A 15993-nucleotide genomic window follows, 5' to 3' on the forward strand; every position below is an offset into this window, starting at 1 on the left:
GGCTGATCCCCGTGATCGCGGGGATTCCGAGCGTCGGATTATTCCAAAGGAGTGAAAATCAGACCAATCCGGACTTAGCTCACCATCAGGACGATCTTCCCTCGCAGGTGGCCGCGCGCGCTCTCGGCCTGCGCCTCGGCCGCCTCCGCCAGCGGCCGCACCCGGTGCAGCGGCAGGGTCAGGTCGCCCGCCTCGAACAGCTCGATCGCGCCGTTCAGTGCCGGGCGGTCGTAGGTGGCGGTCGCCTCTCCACCGGTGAAGCGCACCCCGTGCTGCTCGGCGCCCTGCCAGTCGGCGATGGTCAGCACCCGCTCCGCTCCGCCCGCCAGCTCAACCGACAGCGGCAGCACGCCCGACCCGACCGCGTCCAGCACCCGGTCCACACCCCCGGGTGCGGCGGCGCGGACCCGCTCGGCCAGCCCCTCGCCGTACACCACCGGCACCGCGCCCAGCTCGCGCAGGTACGCGTGGTTGGCCTCGCTCGCGGTGCCGATCACCCGGATCCCCCGGGCCCTGGCGAACTGCAGCAGCACCGTGCCGACGCCGCCGGCCGCGCCGTGCACCAGCAGCGTGTGGCCGGACTCGGCGCCCAGCAGGTCGAGCGAGCGCCAGGAGGTCTCGGCGGCCACCGGGACCGCCGCCGCCTGCGCCCAGCCGAGAGCGGCCGGCTTGCGGACCAGCCGGTCCGCCTCCGCCAGCACGTGCTCCGCGTACCCGCCGCCGTGCACCGCGCCGAGCACCTCGTCCCCGGCCCGCCACTCGGAAACGCCCGCGCCGACCGACTCCACCACGCCCGCGACCTCGTAGCCGAGGACGGCGGGGAAGGTGACCGGGAACAGCGCGGTCAGCGCGCCGGAACGCACCTTGTGGTCGAGCGGGTTGACGCCGACGGCGCGCACCGCGATCCGCACCTGGCCGGGGCCGGGCGGGGGCAGCTCGACCGAGATCGGCCGCAGGACGTCCACACCGCCGTACTCGGTGAAGCCGATGGCCTTGGTCGAGAGGGTGCCCGTACCCGCAGCCGTGCCGGAAGGGTTGCTCATGGGAATGCCCACCGTTCGTTCGTTCCTGGGGACTTGGCTCGTCCCGGTGACGACTCCAGCCTGGTACGGGCGACGCCCCCGGCCGCCCCGCCGTTCGGACGGTTCCACCCGTCCGTTCGGCCAGGCCGGGGCGGACCGGAGCGAACTACGCTGGTCGGCATGGTGGAGAAGGTGCACGGCGACGACGGACACGGCGACGACGGGGCGGCAGGGGCCGACGGGTGGTCATGGGCCGACCCCGAGGGCGCGTTGGCCCTCACCGCCGAGGTGCTGCGCACGCCACGGTCACGGCTGATGCCGAGGATCTCCGAGGTGCTCGCCGGCCTCGTCCCGCACATCGCGCTGGCCCAGCTGAGCGGGATCTGCACGCACTCCCCCGCGAGCGCGTCGGGACCCGAGGAGCTCTCCGCGCGGATCACCGGTGCGGAACTGGCCCGGCTCGGTGAGCAGGTGACGCCCGGCCGGCCCTGGCAGGGCGAGGCGGTGCTCGCGGGGCGCCCGCGCCCCGCGGTGGCCGTGGCGGCGGCGCCGACCGGCAGCAACGGGGCGCTGCTGGTCCTGGTCCGCGCCGACTCCGGACCGGGGGTCGACCGTTCTCCGGCGCCGCTGCCCGAACAGCCGCTGCGCGTGCTGCAGCAACTGTGGGAACTGCTGACCACGCACTCCCATCACCGGGCCGTCGACGCCGCCCCCGTGCACGCCTCCGCCTCGCGCGCCTCGGCGAGCGCCCGGGCGCGCACCATCGCCGAACTCGGCAGCGCGCACGCCTCCGCGCTCGCCGCGATCCTCGCGCCGTTGCGCTCCGCCGCCCTGGACGACGCCACCGCCCGGCGCAGCGCCACCGACCTGGCCGTGACCGCGCTGCTCGACCTGCGCGGAGCCTCCGACCGCGACCGCGAGCTGAGCGAGGAGCCGGCCGCCGTCGCGTTCGCCCGACTCGCCGACGCGGTCCGGCCGCTGCTGCGGCACAGCCCGGTGCGGCTGGACCTGCTGGCCCCGGCCGAGAGCGACCGGTCGGTGCCCGTCGACACCGCGCACGCCGCCCGCGCCGCCGTGCGCTCCACCGTGCTCGCCATGCTGGAGCAGGAAGGGCTCGGCCGCCTGCACGTGCGCTGGCAGTTCGTCGGGGACGGCCTGCGCGTGGTCGTCCGGGACGACGGCCCGGGCCTGCTGACCGCCGACGCGCTGGCCGTGCACCGCACCGCCGACCGGATCGCCGCCCTGGCCGGCCGCCTGACGATCGACGCCGTCCCGGGCTGGGGCACCACGGTGACCGCCGACCTGCCCCTGCACGCCCCGGAGGCTTGCACGTCCACCGCCGCCGACGACCCGCTGGAGGGCCTGCACCCGCGGGAGTTGGAGGTCCTGGACCAGCTCGCCCGGGGCCGCCGCAACCGCGAGATCGCCCACGCCCTGCACATCAGCGAGTCCACGGTGAAGTTCCACGTCGCCAACATCCTGGCCAAGCTCGACGTCGCCTCCCGCGGCGAAGCCGCCGCCCTCGCCCACCGCGCCGGCCTCCCGACCCCGTCCCCCACCCCCCTCCACGCCGCCTCCTGACCCCGAACGCCGGCAGCACAGGAAGTCGGACCCGCCGACGTCCCACTCCCCCGGTCCCGGGCTGGGCCGGCGGGACGCCGACGGGGCGGCGTGGGCGTTGTCGGCTCGGGTGCCGGGGTGTCCGTCCCCGCTCAGGGTTCCTTCGTCCCCTTCGGGCGGGTGCGGGCGCGCAGGTGGAGGCGTTCGCCCTGCTTGCCGAAGAGGCTGAGGACTTCGACGTCGCCGTCGCCGGTGGAGCCGAACCAGTGCGGGTTCTGGCAGTCGAACTCGGCCGCCTCGCCCGGGGCGAGCACGACGTCGTGTTCGCCGAGCAGCAGCCGCAGGCGGCCGGAGAGCACGTAGAGCCATTCGTGACCGGTGTGGGTGGCGAGTGAGGGGGTCTGGTGGGCCGCCGGAATGGTGATCTTGAACGCCCGGGGTTCGGTGCGGTGGCGGGAGAGCGGGACGAAGGTCCGTCCGTCGGCCCGGGCCGGGTGCTGGTGGACGCGCGGGTCCTCGATGCGCGGGGCGGCGACGATCTCGTCGAGCGGGACGGCGAGGGCGGCGGCGATGGGCAGGAGGAGTTCCAGGCTGGGCTTGCGCTGCTCGGACTCCAGCCGGGAGAGCGTGCTCTTGGAAATGCCGGTGGCCTGGCCCAGTTCGGTCAGGGACATGTTCTTGCGCTCGCGCAGGCGGCGCAGCCGGGGGCCGATCTGGCGCAGGGTGGCGGCGATCTCGGGGTTGGCGTCCTGGTCCATACGGACGATCGAAGCAGGCCGTCCCGGTTCCGGCAACGCGGCTTCCCGGGAACGGGAGGGGAAAGGAAGGGATGGAGGAAGAGGGAGGGAGGGAGGGAGGGCAAGGTCAGAGCGGGCGGCGCGGCAGTGGCAGCAGGTGGTGCAGCGGCCGACCGACCGCCGCCCAGCTCTCCAGCCGGGCGCGGTCGACCCAGTGCACCCCGTACTGGTCGCCCCAGGCCATCGCGTCGCGGGTGAGGCCGCCGTTGGTGACCACCACGGCGACGTCGGCGCCGTGCACGGGGCCGGCGGTCCCCTTGACCTGGTACATCACCTGCACGCCGACCTTGGCGCCGACGGTGGTGTGCTTGGCCTGGAGGACGATCCGGCCGTGCCGGGGGTGGTGGCCGACCACGTCGGCGGCCTGGTCGCCCTGCCGGCCGACCTGGTCCGCCGTCCAGCCGTCCCGGACCAGCAGGTCGCGCAGCGCGTACTCGAAGTCCTGGTCGCCCATCGCGTCCACCTCGGCGAGGCTGAGGCGCAGGCCGGCCAGCCGTTCGGTGCGGGTGCGCTCCAGCATCGGGCCGCAGACGGCGCCGGCGAGCGCGAGCGCGGCGACCGCCGCGAGGAACACCCAGGAGCGCAGCAGCGCCTGGGTGATGCCGAGCACCGCGACCGCGACCGCCGCGGCGACGAGCGCCGCCGCCAGCCGCTCCACCGGGCCGCGCGGTTTTCGGAAGGGCAGGGCCATCAGGGCGCCCCCGCGATGGAGGACGCCGACGCCTCGGCGGACGCGGCGGGCGTGGCGGGCACCGGCCCTGCGGCGTCGTCGCGGTAGCCGACGAAGTGCCCGTAGAGGTAGCACACCGCGACCGCCCCGGCGAGCACCCACCCGCTGGTCCGCCGCCCCGCGCCGCCACCGTTCCGGCCGCCTCCGCCGCCTCCGCCGCCTCCGCCCGATCCGGGTTTGCGCCGGAGATGGGCGCGCACGTTGACCCACTCACCGCCACCTGCCATACCTGCTGCCTCCTTCGCCACAACGGCCCGCGCCGCACCGGCCTTCGGTGTCGCAGCCTTCGGTGTAGCAGCGGCGGCCGACAGCGGCGGGCCGTTGTTCGCTACGCGCACCGCCGGAGCGCCGGGAACCGGCCACCCTCACCACTCCCGACCCTCGCCGTCCATGCCGCCCCCACCACCCCGCACCCCGCCCGACCTGCGAGAACGTCGCCGCACCGACTTGACGGGAACCCGCCCGGCGCCCGCTCCCGAACACGCGCCGCCCCGCACGCCCCACGCACGCCGGGCGGCACCGGTCCCGCCCCCGCTCCCCGCCCCCACCGCCCGCTGCGCGACGGGCTGTCACATCCGGGGACGCCGCGCCGTCCCCCTCCCGACAGCGGCGCGCCCGGAACCGATCCGGAGCGGCCGGACACGGACGACCGACGGAGGACGGGCCCATGGCGCGGCGGCGGATGACCATCATCGGTGGGGTTTCGGCGGCCTGACGGCGGCCATCGCGGCGGCCGAGGCCGGCACCGAGGTGACGCTCCACGAGGCGCACCGGCGGCTCGGCGGCCGGGCCCGCACCGCGCGGGCGCCGTACCGGGCCCAACGAGGGGCCGCACGCCTTCTACCGGCTCGGCCCGCACTGGGCGTGGCTGCGCCGGCGCGGGGTGGTCGGCCCGCTCGCCCGGGTCCCGCTCGGCGCGCCGGCCCGCACCCGTTTCCTCCTCGACGACCGGCCGCGCGCGCTGCCGCCGCCGGCGCCGGCCCGGCTGGCGGCCCGCCGGGACGCGCCCGTCGGCCGGACCTTCCTGGGCTGGGCGAGCGAGGTGGCGGGCGAGCGGACGGCGCGGGCGGCGGCCAACTTCGCGGCGGTCGCGACCTTCCACCACGCCCCGGGGCTGCTGTCGGCGGCGTTCACCCAGGAGCGGCTGCGCCGGGCCGCGAGCCTGCCGCCGGAGGCGGTGTACCCGGTGGGCGGCTGGCAGTCGGTGGTCGACCGGATGACGGCCCGGGCTCTGGAGTTGGGCGTGCGGATCGAGACCGGCTCACGGCTGGAGGCGCTGCCGCCCGACGACGGCCCGGTCATGTCGCGACCTCGCTGGCCTCGGCGCACCGGCTGCTCGGCGATCCGGGGCTGTCCGGGGAGAGCGGCCGGACGCTGCTGCTGGACGTGGCGCTGCGCTCGCGGCGCGGCGACGCCTTCTTCGTCTCGGACCTGGACCGCACCGGCTGGGTGGAGCGCTTCACCGCCCAGGACGACAGCCTGGCCCCGGCCGGCGAGCAGCTGGTCCAGGCCCAACTCCCGCTGGCTCCGGACGAGTCGAGGGCGTCCGGACTGGCCAGGGCCGAGCACCTGCTGGACCTGGGCTTCGCCGGCCGGCCCGAGCGCCTGCTGTGGCGCCGAACCGGCGTCGCCGCCGGCCGCACCGGCGCCGTCGACCGCCCCGGCGCCACCTGGCGCGACCGCCCGGCGGTCGACCGGGGCGACGGCGCCCACCTCGTCGGCGACCAGGTCGCCGCCCCGGGCGTGCTGAGCGAGGTCTCCTTCACCAGCGCCCTCGAAGCGGTCTCGCTCGCGCTCACCCTCCACCCGGCGCACCGTCACCGACTCAACTCGCGGGCCCGGTCGACCTCTTGAACGACGAGCGTCCGTCAATGGCACCCGGCCCCCGCCGCGCACAGGAAGTCGACCGGGCCGACTTCCTAGGCGGGGGTGGTGCCGGTGCGCAGCACGGCCTGGTCGCCGTGGGGGCCGTAGAGGTGGAGGATCTCCACGGCCTCGGAGCCGGCCGGGCCGAACCAGTGGGGTTCGGCGGTGTCGAACTCGGCGGCCTCGCCCGGGTGGAGGGTGAACGCGCGGTCGCCGACGAGCAGCCGCAGCTCGCCGGCGAGCACGTAGAGCCATGCGTGGCCGGCGTGGCTGACGAGTCCGGGTTCGCGCGGGGCGAGGACCTGTTTGAAGGCCTGCACCCGGCCCGGGTACTGGGTGAGCGGGACGAGGACGCTGCCGGAGTCGCGCCGGCGGGGCCGGAGGTGGAGGCGGGGGTCGCCGGTGGCGGGGGCGGAGATCAGGTGGTCCAGGGCGACGCGGTGGGCGCGGGCGAGCGGGATGAGCAGGTCGAGGGTGGGGCGGCGGTGGCCGGACTCCACGCGGGACAGGGTGCTCACGGAGATGCCGGTGACGGCGGCGAGGGCGTCCAGGGTGAGACCGCGACCGAGGCGCAGCGCGCGCAGCCGGGGTCCGATGGCGGCGATGGTCCGCGTGACGTCGTCAGCCGTACCGTCGCCAGCGCTCGCAGCGACATCGCCCGGCGTCACGGCATCGCCCGTCGCGGCGGCATCGCCCGGCGTCACGGCATCGCCCTTCGCGGCGGCGTCGCCCGCCTCGGCAACGTCGTCGGTCGTGGTGGAGTCGGCGTCCATGGAGGCGATTGTGCCCCGGAGCCGCCTCTTTGCGGTTTCCGCAAGAACACTGCGCCCCCGCCCTCCCCCGACCGCAGCATGGGCGCGCCGATACGACCGTCCGACCGGAAGGCGCGCCCACCCCATGACCACCACCACGGCCACCGCACCACCACCGCCGCCCCCTCCCCTGCTCACCGCCCGCCGTCGCTGGACCGTGCTCGCCGTCTGCGCGCTGAGCCTGTTCCTGGTCGGCCTGGACACCACGATCGTCAACGTCGGCCTGCCCGCGATCGGGCGCGGCCTGCGGGTGGGCACCCGCGACCTGGAGTGGATCGTCGACTCCTACACCGTCGTCCTCGCGAGCCTGCTGATCACGGCCGGCGCGCTCGCGGACCGCTTCGGGCGCCGCCGGGTGTTCCAGTGCGGCCTGCTGGTCTTCGGCCTCGCCTCCCTCGGCTGCGCGCTCGCGCCATCGGCGGGCGCGCTGGTCGCGGCGCGCGCCCTGCAGGGCGTGGGCGCCTCGATGCTCAGCCCGGTGGCGCTGGCGATCGTGGTGAACGCCATGCCCGATCCCCGGGAGCGGGCCCGGGCGATCGGGGTGTGGGCGTCGGTGTTCGGGCTGAGCATGGCGGCCGGGCCGGTGACCGGCGGGGCGCTGGTCGCCGCGTTCGGCTGGCGGTCGGTGTTCTGGGTGAACGTGCCGGTGGTGGTGGCGGCCGTGGTGCTGAGCGTGCTGTTCGTGCCCGAGTCCCGGGCGCCGCGGGCCCGCCGGCTCGACCTGCCGGGCCAGGCCCTGCTCATCGCGGCCGTGTCCGCGACGGTGGCGGTGCTGATCGAGGGGCCGCGGCTCGGCCGGACCTCGCCGTGGGCGCTCGCCGGGTGCGCGGTGGCGGTGGCGGCCACGGCGGGGTTCGTGCGCGCCGAGCGTCACCGGGCTGAGCCGCTGATGGACCTCGGGCTGTTCCGGCGGCCGGTGTTCGGCACGGCCGTGCTGGGCGCGGTGGCGGTGTTCGTCGCGCTGACGGTGAGTCTGCTGCTCACCACGTTCCAGTTGCAGCACGCGCGCGGGTGGACGCCGGCGGCCGCCGGGCTGGCCGTGCTGCCGATGGCGCTGGGCGCGACGGTGTGCGCGCCGCTGTCCGGCGTGCTGGTGGGCGGGGCCGGGCCGCGCCGGCCGCTGCTGTTCGCGGCCTGGTCCACGGCGGCCGGGGGCGTGCTGCTCCTCGTACGGGCGTCGCTGTCCGACGGCGGCGGGGCGGACGTGCCGCTGCTGCTGGTCGCCAACCTCCTGCTGGGCACCGGCTTCGGCTTCGCCAACGCGCCGATCACCAGCACCGCCGTGGGCGGCCTGCCGGCGGACCGCGCGGGCGTGGCCGGGGCGATCACCTCGACGGCCCGCCAGCTCGGCTCGGCCGTCGGCATCGCGGTGGCCGGCGGCCTGGTGGCGGGATCGAGCCCGGCCGGTCTGGCCGCCGCCTCCCGGCCGGGCTGGCTGCTGGTCACGGCCTGCGGCCTGTTCCTCCTCGTGGTCGCCCGCGCCGCCCGCCGCGGGTAGATCGGGTGCGACGGCTCGGGGGCGCGTGCTACGGCCGCCGCCCCGGGCCCGCGGAGGGCGCGTCGGGGGTGAGCGCGACGCCGTGGGACCGGGGCGGCCCGGCAGCGGGCCGCCCCGGCCGCCGCTCCCCGGCGGGCCCGGCCCGCGGGCGCTACCCCTGCTGGGGCGCCGCCACCGCCGACGGCGTGCCGCCGGTCAGCTTCAGCAGTTCCCCGTACGTCATCGGCACGACGGTGTGCGGGTGCCCGGCGGCGGCCCACAGCAGGTCGTAGCCGGCGAGGGCGGTGTCGACGACGGTGCGCAGCGGCGCCGGGTGGCCGACCGGGGCGACGCCGCCGATGGCCTGGCCGGTGGCCTCGCGGACCTGGTCGGCACCGGCCCGGGTGATCGGGCCGGTGCCCAGTTCGCCGGCCAGGTAGGCGGTGTCGACGCGGTGGGCGCCGCTGGTCATGACGAGCAGGGGCGCGCCGTCGCAGACGAAGACCAGGCTGTTGGCGATGGCGCCGACCTCGCAGCCGAGGGCGGCGGCCGCCTCGGCGGCGGTGCGGGCGGAGTCGGGCAGGACGCGGATCTCCCCGGGCAGACCGGCCGCGGCGAGGGCGTCGGCCACCGCCCGGCTGCGGGCGGGCAGGGACGTGTCGTCGGTCATCGCCCCGTCCTGCCGCGTCGCGGGAAGGGCGCCCGCCCGCGCCACGGCGCCGAGCACCGCCCGCACGCCGGCCGTCAGGACCGAGGAGTCGCGCCCGGCGCCCCAGACCACCTCCCCGTCGACCCGCGCCTCGACGTAGGCGACGGCGTCGCTGTCGGGGCCGGTGCGCACGGCGTGCTCGGTGAAGTGCAGGATGTCCACGGCGACCCCGGCCGCGCCGAGCGCCGCCGCCACGGCGGCCAGCGGCCCGTTGCCCTCGCCGTGGTGCACGGCGCCGGCGAGGGTGACCGTCGCCCGGTGCCGCCCGTCGTCCTCCCCGGTGCACCATTCCACCGACTGCGGAGCGGCGTCCAGGTAGGTGGCGCGGAACAGCGCGTACAGCCCGTCGGCGGTGACCTCCCGCCCGCTGTCGTCGGTCGACTCCTGGACCACCCGGGAGAACTCGATCTGCAGCCGGCGCGGCAGCTCCAGTCCGTGTCCGGTCTGCAGCAGGTAGGCGATGCCGCCCTTGCCGGACTGGCTGTTGACCCGGATCACCGCCTCGTAGTCGCGCCCGAGGTCGGCCGGGTCGATCGGCAGGTAGGGGACGTCCCACGGTGCCTGCCGTGCGGGGACGCCGAGGCGGGCGGCGGTGGCGGCGTGGTGGGCCAGGCCCTTCTTGATGGCGTCCTGGTGGGTGCCGGAGAAGGCGGTGTGGACGAGGTCGCCGACGTAGGGGTGGCGCTCGGGGACGGGCAGCCGGTTGCAGTGCTCGACGGTGCGGCGGATCTCGTCGATGTCGGAGAAGTCGACCATCGGGTCGACGCCCTGGGTGTACAGGTTCAGCGCGAGGGTGGCCAGGTCGACGTTGCCGGTCCGCTCGCCGTTGCCGAACAGGCAGCCCTCGACCCGCTGGGCGCCGGCCAGCAGGGCGAGCTCGGCGCAGGCGATGCCGGTGCCGCGGTCGTTGTGCGGGTGGACGGAGAGGATCACCGCCTCGCGCCGGGCCAGGTGCCGGTGCAGGTACTCGATCTGGTCGGCGTAGACGTTGGGGGTGGCGATCTCGACGGTGGCGGGCAGGTTGTGGATCACCGGGCGGTCGGGGCTCGCGTCCCACAGCTCGGTGAGGCCGTCGCACAGTTCCAGCACGTAGTCCGGCTCAGTCAGGTTGAAGACCTCGGGCGAGAACTGGAAGCGGATCCCGGGGTGGTCGCCGGCCCGGCGGGCCATCCGCTCGGCGGCGGCGGTGACCAGTTCCCGCACCTGGGCCCGGTCGCGGCCGAGGACGAGCTCGCGCCAGACGGGGGCGGTGGCGGTGTAGAGGTGGACGACGACCCGGGGCAGGCCCTCGACGGCCTCGAAGGTGCGGTCGATCAGGTCGGCGCGGGCGGCGGTGAAGACGACCACGGTGACGTCCTCGGGCACCGCGCCGGGGGTGGTGGCGAGGTGGCGCACGAAGTCGAAGTCGGTGCGGCTGGCGGAGGGGTAGCCGACCTCGATCTCCTTGAAGCCCATGGCGAGGAAGAGGTCGAACATCCGGCGCTTGCGGCCCGGGTCCATCGGTTCGGCGAGCGCCTGGTTGCCGTCCCGCAGGTCGACCGGGACCCACAGCGGGGCCCGTTCGATCCGCCGGGCGGGCCAGCTGCGCCCGCCGGGCAGGGCGTCGACGGGCGGCAGCGGGACGCGGGCGTGGGCGGGGCGGTAGCGGTGGAACGGCATGGCGCCGGCGCGCTGGCGGTTCCAGGCGGGGGCGTCGGCCGGGACCGGTCCGGCCGGTGTGCGCAGGGTGGGGAAAGGCTTGGCGTTCGGTGCGGATTCGGTGGAGCGCACGGGAGTGCGGGTCCTTCCCTGGTTCGGTGTCGGGGGGACGACGACCGGCAGCACGGCGACCCGCAGCGGGGTGCCGGTCTGTCAGACCCCGCTGCGGCCACCGAGAAGAAGGCTCCACGTCTGCATGATGCCGGGTACCGTAGCCGTGAACCGCCCGCCGGAACAACCCCGTTCCACCCACCGGGACTTGCGGGGCGGCGAGGAGGGGTGGCGAGGAGGGGCGGGGACGGGGTCGCGGAGGAGCCGGGACGGGGCCGCGGAGGGCCCCGCCGGGGGCTCGGCGCGGACTCGGCGCGGGCTCGGCGGAGCCGTGAACCCCGCACTTCGGCGACGTTAAGGACTTGTGTGCGCGCCCGCCGAAGATCGAACGGGCTTTCACTCCTAACACACCGTATGACTAGTATCGCCTCGTCATAAAGCCCGTGCCCCCGGTCGGTGCGGCCCTCCCGGGCCGGCCGCCAGCCCCAAGGAGTCAGCTCTGCGCGCGCGTGCGAATCGGCGGCCCCCGACGCCGAAGGCCCCCCGCAGGCGTCGGCCGCGCCTGTCACTGCGGACGGCTCTGCTCGTCCTCGCCCTCGTCCCCAGCATCGCGCTGGCCGTCCTGTGGGCGGTCACCAGCGGTGTGACCTTCCTCGACTTCCGGCGCCTGGCGGACCAGGGCCTGCTGGCGCAGAAGGCGGGACAGCCGTCCAACATCGTCTACTACAACCTCCAGGAGGAGCGCCGGCTCAGCGCCGAGGTGCTCGCCCGGCCCGGCACCGCCGCCGTCGTCGAGCAGCTGAAGAACCAGCGGCGGCTCACCGACGAGGCCGTGCAGAAGTTCCAGGCCCTCTCCCGGGAGACCGGCGGCAACGCGCCCGCCGAGGTGCTCACGGCCGTCGACGAGGCCCGGCGCGCCATGGAGAAGCTGGCCGACCAGCGGGCCGCCGTCGACAAGGGCACCGCCGACCAGCAGGGCGTCTACACGTACTACACCGACCTGATCGCGGTGGACCTGAGGCTGTTCACCGCGCTCAGCCACGTCGACGTCGGCGAGGTCACCTGGATCTCCAAGACCCTGGTCAACGCCTTCTGGGCGAAGGAGATGCTGGCCCGCGAGGACGCGATCCTGGCCCGCGGCTGGCCGTCCGGCAAGCTCAGCGCCTCCGACTACCAGCTCGTCCAGCAGTCGATCGGCGCCCAGGAGCACCTCTTCACCGTCCAGGTCGTCCCCTACCTCCCGCAGGACGAGCGGGGCGCCTGGTCGGACGTGCTGAGCGGCACCGCGTGGCAGGCCAAGGCCTCCGTGGAGCAGGCGCTCACCCGCCCGGCCGTCGCCGACGCCACCGGCACCGTCCGGCTCCCGCAGCTGCAGGACCAGTGGCGCCAGGCGGTCGACCAGGTCAACCCGCAGCTGGTGAAGGCCCTCGAAACCCGCACCGAAGGTGTGGTCCAGGTCGGCAAGGACTCGTTCCTCTCGCTGCTCACCCGGGTCGTGCTGACCGCGGTGATCGGCCTGCTCGCGCTGATCGTGGTGGTCGTCGTCAGCTGGCGGCTGACCCGCTCGCTGCGCCTGCGGATCAAGGACCTGCACCACCAGGCGCAGGACCTCGAGCGCACCCTGCCCGAGGTCGTCGAGCGCCTCGCCCGCGGCGAGCAGGTCGACGTCGAGGCGGAGAGCCGGGCGATCACCGCCGGGGCACGGGCCCGCGGCGACGAGCTGGCCGAGCTGGGCAAGGCGATGAACCTCGCCCGCACCTCCGCGCTGGAGACCGCCGTCCGGCAGGCCGAGCAGCACCGCGGCTTCGAGCGGCTGCTCCAGCGGATCGCGCGCCGCACCCAGCTGCTGATCGGCCAGCAGCTGCGCAAGCTGGACGCCCTGGAGCGGCGGCACGAGGACCCGGAGGTGCTGGAAGGTCTGTTCGACCTCGACCACCTGACCGCCCGGCTGCGCCGCTACGAGGAGAACCTGGTCATCATGGCCGGCGGCCAGCCGCAGCGGAAGTGGCGCAAGCCGGTGCCGCTGCTGGACGTGCTGCGTTCGGCGCAGGGCGAGGTGCAGGAGTACCGCCGGATCGTCCTGGACGTCGAGGGCCACCCGTGGCTGTCCGAGCGGGCGGTCGGACCGGTCGCCCACGTGGTCGCCGAACTGATGGAGAACGCGGCCAGCTTCTCGAAGCCGCCCACGCCGGTCGACGTGCGGGCAGCCGTCGTCGGGCGCGGGCTCGCCATCGAGATCGAGGACCGCGGCCTCGGCATGGACCTGGAGCAGTACGACGCGGCCAACGCGCTGATGGCGGCCGCGCTCGCCGACGACCCGCCGCGCACCGACATGCTGGCGCGCGGCGACGACATCCGCCTCGGCTTCCACGTGGTGGGCCGGCTGGCGGCCGCGATCGGCCTGCAGATCGAGTTCCGCCCGTCGGCCTTCGGCGGGACCAGGGTCGTCGTGCTGGTCCCCGGCGAGTACGTGCTGGACGGGGACGCCGGGCTGCCGGACGGCGCGGCGGTCACCCCGATCCCGCTCGCCCGGCGCCAGCGGCCCGAGCAGCGCGAGGAGCGGGCGCCGCTCGCCTCGGTGACCGAGATGCCCTCGGCCGCGACCGCCCCGGCGTCCTCGCCGGTCGTCGCGGTGGACGAGGCCGAGGAGCGGGCGGCCCTCGAAGGGCCCGGGGCGGACCCGGACCCGGCGGGCGCCGACTGGTTCACCCCGGGCACCCACCCGGCACCGGCCCAGGCCTTCGCCCACGTCGAGTACGTGCCGCCGTCCGACGACGAGGTGCTCGGGGCCCCGGCCCGCACCGGCTTCGACGACGGTTTCGGCGACGGCTTCGGCGGCCACGTCGACACCCGGTACGACGACGGGCCCGCTGACGGGCTCGGTGACGGGCTCGGCGACGGCTTCGCGCACGGCGACGCGGACGGCTACCTGTACCCGCTCACCGAGCCGGGCCGGCCGGTCGAGCACGGCTCGCCCGACGACCCGTACGGCTACGTCGCCGGAGCCGGACGCGGAGCCATCGGGGCCGGCACCGGGGCGCCGTACGACGACCCCGCCTACCCGGACATCGCCTACGCGACGGTGACGCCTGCCGAGGCCCCGTACGCCGACGAGCAGTACCGGCCCGCCGACCACTACCGGCTGGCCGAGCGGCGCCGCGAGGACGGCCCGGGCCCGGCGGAGCAGCCCGCCACCGCCCCCGACCCGGCCCCGGCGGCCCGGCCGGCGGGCTCCCAGCCCCCGCTGCCGCAGCGGGTCCGGCAGGCCAGCCTGGCCGCCGAGCTGCGCGTGCCCCCGCCGCCCCTGGCCCCCTACGCCGGCCACCCCGGCGCCGGAGGCACCGGCGACCCGGGCAACCTCGGCGCCGCAGGCACCGCGGGCGCCGCCGGGAGCGTCGGCAGCGCCGCGGGCACCGCCCCGGCCGCCGCGGGCTCGTTCCAGCGGCCGGCCCGCCGCTCCGGCGCCACGGTCGGCGCCTTCCAGCGCCAGTCCCGGGCCGCCCGCGGCCTCGCCGACCCCGCACCCGGCGCCGCCCCCGGGCACCCCGACCCCGCCGGCCCCGACCGCACCACCGCGGACCACGTCGCGGACCACGCCGCGGCGCACCTCGGCCTGCCGCCCGGCCCGGCCGCCCCCACGGCCGTCACCGGCCCCCCGACTCCCGCGCCGGGTTCCTCCCCCTGGGCCCTCCCGGCCGCGGACCCCCGAACCACGAGGACGGAAGAGCAGTCATGAACCGCACCATCGCCACCCACCAGGACCTCGACTGGCTGCTGGACGGACTCGTCGACGCGGTGCCCGGCACGAGAAGCGCCGTTCTGCTCTCCGACGACGGCCTCGTGGTCAGCCACTCGCGCTCCATCGACCGCGCCGACGCCGATCGCCTGGCGGCCGTCGCCACCGGCCAGCAGAGCCTGGCCCGGGGCATCGGCCAGCTCTTCGACGGCGGCCCGGTGCACCAGGTGATCATCGAGCTGGCCGAGGTCTGGCTGTTCGTCATCGCCGCCGCCCAGGGCACCCACCTGGCGGTGGTCGCCGACCAGGAGGTGGACGCCGAGGTGATGTCGGTGGCCATGCACCAGCTGGTCCAGCAGGTCGGCCAGAAGCTCAGCACCCCGGTCCGCAGCGAGTTCGACGCCTTCGCCGCCAGGAACCGGGGGTGACGCCCCGGTGAGGCCGCACTGGAGCGAGCTGCCCGACGAGGACGAGGACGACGACTACGGCGCGGGCACGATGGTGCGCCCGTACACCATCACCCGCGGCCGGACGGCGCCGGAGCACGACCACCTCACCCTGATCACGCTGCTGACCACGGTGGAGGAGCTCGCGGACCCGGTGCTGGCCGCCCGGTCGTCCGGCGCCCGCGGGCTGCAGCCGGAGCACCGCCGGATCCTCGAGCGGTGCCGCCGGCCGGCCGCCGTCGCCGAGGTGGCGGCCGGGCTCGACCTGCCGGTCTCGGTGACCAAGATCCTCCTGGGCGACCTCATCGCCCAGGGGTTGCTGCGGGCCCGGGCGCCGATCTCGGTGGCCCGGGCCTCGGGGGACGGCGGCCTGGACCTCGGGCTGCTCACGGCCGTACGCGAAGGACTCCGGAGGCTCTGAACCATGGCACCATCCGCACCTCTCCCTTCCTCCCACTCGTCCCCCCTCACATCCGCCGCCCCCTCCGCGCTGAAGATCCTCATCGCCGGCGGCTTCGGGGTGGGCAAGACCACCCTGGTCGGCACGGTCAGCGAGGTCGCCCCGCTGCGCACCGAGGAGTACCTGACCCGTGCCAGCGAGGGCGTGGACGACCTGTCCGGGGTGGACAACAAGGAGACCACCACGGTCGCGCTGGACTTCGGGCGGATCACGGTCAGCCCGGAGCTGGTGATCTACCTGTTCGGCACGCCCGGCCAGGAGCGCTTCTGGTTCATGTGGAACGACCTGGTGAACGGCGCGCTCGGCGGCATCGTGATCGCGGACACCCGCCGGCTGGAGACCAGCTTCGCCTCGATCGACTTCTTCGAGAGCCGGGGCATCCCGTTCGTGGTGGCGATCAACTGCTTCCACGGGGAGAACACCCGCACCGTCGCGGAGGTCCGGGCCGCGCTGGACCTCGACCCGCAGGTGCCGATGCTGGTCGGCGACGTGCGGGTGCGGATGTTCGGGCGGGACCTGCTGCTCGCGCTGGTCGACCACCTGATGGAGCTGTCGGCCGACGCCCAGGCCCGCTGAAACGTTTCCCTTCTTCTCCCCGCTTCCCCTTCCCCGCCTCCCCCTTCCCCGCT

At 75.8% G+C, this 15993-nt stretch carries 12 protein-coding genes and 2 pseudogenes; 7 read left to right on the top strand and 7 right to left on the bottom strand.

What is annotated here, in order from left to right; genetic code table 11:
- Positions 1-74: 74 nt before the first annotated feature.
- The gene (locus ACFVUH_RS02200) at positions 75-1043 is read right to left on the bottom strand and encodes an NADP-dependent oxidoreductase (RefSeq protein ID WP_387910585.1); all 969 of its coding nucleotides are present in this window, start codon (positions 1041-1043) and stop codon (positions 75-77) included.
- Between the two features lie 159 nt (positions 1044-1202).
- Here ACFVUH_RS02200 and ACFVUH_RS02205 point away from each other — a divergent pair, with 159 nt between their 5' ends.
- Positions 1203-2603 (top strand): LuxR C-terminal-related transcriptional regulator, encoded by a 1401-nt coding sequence (locus ACFVUH_RS02205; protein ID WP_387910586.1) that lies wholly within the window; start codon positions 1203-1205, stop codon positions 2601-2603.
- 131 nt (positions 2604-2734) lie between these two features.
- On the opposite strand, the gene ACFVUH_RS02210 is transcribed toward ACFVUH_RS02205, so the two are convergent.
- The 3 genes from ACFVUH_RS02210 to ACFVUH_RS02220 all read right to left on the bottom strand — a co-directional run bounded on the left by ACFVUH_RS02210 (position 2735) and on the right by ACFVUH_RS02220 (position 4336).
- Entirely contained in the window at positions 2735-3340 is a 606-nt protein-coding gene (locus ACFVUH_RS02210) for an XRE family transcriptional regulator (RefSeq protein WP_355362694.1), read from the bottom strand.
- 106 nt (positions 3341-3446) lie between these two features.
- Positions 3447-4070: a restriction endonuclease gene (locus ACFVUH_RS02215; RefSeq protein ID WP_387910587.1), complete on the bottom strand. Its 624-nt coding sequence runs from the start codon at positions 4068-4070 to the stop codon at positions 3447-3449.
- Entirely contained in the window at positions 4070-4336 is a 267-nt protein-coding gene (locus tag ACFVUH_RS02220; RefSeq protein ID WP_387910588.1) for a hypothetical protein, read from the bottom strand. Before ACFVUH_RS02220 ends, ACFVUH_RS02215 begins: the two co-directional genes overlap by 1 nt.
- A 440-nt stretch (positions 4337-4776) precedes the next feature.
- On the opposite strand from ACFVUH_RS02220, the pseudogene ACFVUH_RS02225 reads away from it, so the two are divergent.
- A pseudogene (locus ACFVUH_RS02225) lies at positions 4777-5963 on the top strand (NAD(P)-binding protein).
- Positions 5964-6028: 65 nt separating this feature from the next.
- Here the strand turns inward: ACFVUH_RS02225 and ACFVUH_RS02230 are convergent.
- Positions 6029-6748 carry a helix-turn-helix domain-containing protein gene (locus ACFVUH_RS02230; RefSeq protein WP_387910589.1) on the bottom strand — a complete coding sequence of 240 codons (720 nt, stop codon included), beginning with the start codon at positions 6746-6748 and terminating at the stop codon, positions 6029-6031.
- A gap of 124 nt (positions 6749-6872) precedes the next feature.
- Between ACFVUH_RS02230 and ACFVUH_RS02235 the strand changes: the two genes are divergently transcribed.
- Positions 6873-8285, top strand: coding sequence for an MFS transporter (locus ACFVUH_RS02235; protein ID WP_387910590.1), 1413 nt, complete (start codon positions 6873-6875; stop codon positions 8283-8285).
- A gap of 151 nt (positions 8286-8436) precedes the next feature.
- Here the strand turns inward: ACFVUH_RS02235 and ACFVUH_RS02240 are convergent, their stop codons facing one another.
- The gene (locus ACFVUH_RS02240) at positions 8437-8934 is read right to left on the bottom strand and encodes a YbaK/EbsC family protein (RefSeq protein WP_355362981.1); all 498 of its coding nucleotides are present in this window, start codon (positions 8932-8934) and stop codon (positions 8437-8439) included.
- A 33-nt stretch (positions 8935-8967) separates the two neighbouring features.
- Positions 8968-10632 (bottom strand): annotated as a pseudogene (locus tag ACFVUH_RS02245) (2-isopropylmalate synthase); the annotation flags it as partial.
- A 733-nt stretch (positions 10633-11365) separates the two neighbouring features.
- Between ACFVUH_RS02245 and ACFVUH_RS02250 the strand changes: the two are divergent.
- The 4 genes from ACFVUH_RS02250 to ACFVUH_RS02265 are packed head-to-tail and all read left to right on the top strand — an operon-like array spanning position 11366 to position 15940.
- Positions 11366-14458 (top strand): nitrate- and nitrite sensing domain-containing protein, encoded by a 3093-nt coding sequence (locus tag ACFVUH_RS02250; protein ID WP_387910591.1) that lies wholly within the window; start codon positions 11366-11368, stop codon positions 14456-14458.
- Positions 14455-14886 carry a roadblock/LC7 domain-containing protein gene (locus ACFVUH_RS02255; RefSeq protein WP_355362683.1) on the top strand — a complete coding sequence of 144 codons (432 nt, stop codon included), beginning with the start codon at positions 14455-14457 and terminating at the stop codon, positions 14884-14886. The genes ACFVUH_RS02250 and ACFVUH_RS02255 overlap by 4 nt, the downstream gene beginning before the upstream one ends.
- A gap of 7 nt (positions 14887-14893) precedes the next feature.
- Complete coding sequence (locus ACFVUH_RS02260; protein WP_380680410.1) at positions 14894-15325, top strand: DUF742 domain-containing protein; 432 nt, start codon at positions 14894-14896, stop codon at positions 15323-15325.
- A 3-nt stretch (positions 15326-15328) separates the two neighbouring features.
- Positions 15329-15940, top strand: a complete 612-nt coding sequence (locus tag ACFVUH_RS02265) for an ATP/GTP-binding protein (protein WP_355362681.1) — start codon at positions 15329-15331, stop codon at positions 15938-15940.
- Positions 15941-15993 lie beyond the last annotated feature (53 nt).

Origin of the sequence: Kitasatospora sp. NPDC058032 (assembly GCF_042885845.1) — a bacterium.
Lineage (GTDB): Bacteria > Actinomycetota > Actinomycetes > Streptomycetales > Streptomycetaceae > Kitasatospora.

Coding starts and splice junctions, on each gene's coding strand:
- ACFVUH_RS02220 (WP_387910588.1), bottom strand. CDS start 4,336: ATGGCAGGTGGCGGTGAGTGGGTCAACGTGCGCGCCCATCTCCGGCGC.
- ACFVUH_RS02210 (WP_355362694.1), bottom strand. CDS start 3,340: ATGGACCAGGACGCCAACCCCGAGATCGCCGCCACCCTGCGCCAGATC.
- ACFVUH_RS02200 (WP_387910585.1), bottom strand. CDS start 1,043: ATGAGCAACCCTTCCGGCACGGCTGCGGGTACGGGCACCCTCTCGACC.
- ACFVUH_RS02240 (WP_355362981.1), bottom strand. CDS start 8,934: ATGACCGACGACACGTCCCTGCCCGCCCGCAGCCGGGCGGTGGCCGAC.
- ACFVUH_RS02265 (WP_355362681.1), top strand. CDS start 15,329: ATGGCACCATCCGCACCTCTCCCTTCCTCCCACTCGTCCCCCCTCACA.
- ACFVUH_RS02235 (WP_387910590.1), top strand. CDS start 6,873: ATGACCACCACCACGGCCACCGCACCACCACCGCCGCCCCCTCCCCTG.
- ACFVUH_RS02215 (WP_387910587.1), bottom strand. CDS start 4,070: ATGGCCCTGCCCTTCCGAAAACCGCGCGGCCCGGTGGAGCGGCTGGCG.
- ACFVUH_RS02255 (WP_355362683.1), top strand. CDS start 14,455: ATGAACCGCACCATCGCCACCCACCAGGACCTCGACTGGCTGCTGGAC.
- ACFVUH_RS02205 (WP_387910586.1), top strand. CDS start 1,203: ATGGTGGAGAAGGTGCACGGCGACGACGGACACGGCGACGACGGGGCG.
- ACFVUH_RS02230 (WP_387910589.1), bottom strand. CDS start 6,748: ATGGACGCCGACTCCACCACGACCGACGACGTTGCCGAGGCGGGCGAC.